The 990-nt window shown below is 49.5% G+C and carries 1 protein-coding gene; it reads right to left on the bottom strand.

Features of this window, described 5'->3' with window-relative positions; genetic code table 11:
* Positions 1–4: 4 nt before the first annotated feature.
* Positions 5–990, bottom strand: a 986-nt coding sequence (locus NE473_RS30000; protein WP_256265541.1) for a DNA cytosine methyltransferase, incomplete at its 5' end; no start/stop codon positions are given.

Below are 990 nucleotides of genomic sequence, written 5' to 3'. Positions count from 1 at the left end.
TTTGTTAAGCAAACCGTAGTTGTTCGTGGCTGTCGTCGATCCTCATATTCGGCATTCTTTCGCCGACTTTGAGATACGGACAGTTTGCAGATACCAGTGCCTGCGCCATTATCGGCACCACGCTATTTCCGATCCGCGCCACCTGTTCCCCGACGGGGTACGGCTTGCCCTCTATGTCCCGGTTAAGTATGTAATCCTCTGGAAATCCCTGCATCCGCTTAAGCTCCTCTGGTTTCAGCATACGGAGGAAGATATCTTTCAAGATATACTGTTCTCCATCAATGTCAGTTACCACGTTTACGAGACCGAACCGGTCCTTTGTTGTGATGGTCCCCAGTGGCTTTCCTGCTTCCTGTCCGCAACCGCTACCGTAATACTTAATTAAAAATGCGGATATAAGCCCGAAATGCCCCGGTGAAGTGGTAATCGTATGTAAAGGCTCTTCGCAACTCTGACCGGTTCCGCTTTTATAAAATTTAGTAACAAATGCCGTAACCAGACCATACCGATTGCTGGTATCAATTGTCTTTATCGGCTCTGTCAGCAGTTGGCCGCGAGAATCTCCTTCCCGCGTTTCCCCGTGATACTGAATCATAAAGGAAACGGCGCTCTGATTGTTAACTATGTACGGTTGCGGATTGTTAACAACATACTTAACGTATCCGTTTGCTATCCGTTTCATGGTGGCATCTGCCAGAGGGCGGGGCCGGTCAAATATGGAACGTCCCAAATCCGACCAATCAATATAATCTCCGCATTCTAACCACTTCTGCCGGCCATCTGCTCCGTTCTTACTGTGTGTCGGCTCCGGCCATGTAATCCGCTTCCCATCTCTCCGGAAGATTGCATACCAACGCTTCCGTGTTGTCGGCGCTCCGTAATCTGCCGCTACCAGTTCCCGGCTGTCAAAATCATATCCCAATCGTTTCATGGCCGCTATGAATCGTTTGTAGTCCTCTCCGGCTCTTTCTTTTATTGGGTGCCCTGCCT

Origin of the sequence: Hungatella sp. SL.1.14 (assembly GCF_024460495.1) — a bacterium.
In the GTDB taxonomy this organism is placed as follows: domain Bacteria; phylum Bacillota; class Clostridia; order Lachnospirales; family Lachnospiraceae; genus Hungatella; species Hungatella hathewayi.
Note: the sequence above shows the minus strand (reverse complement) of the source record. Positions and strands in the feature narration are given on the sequence as shown.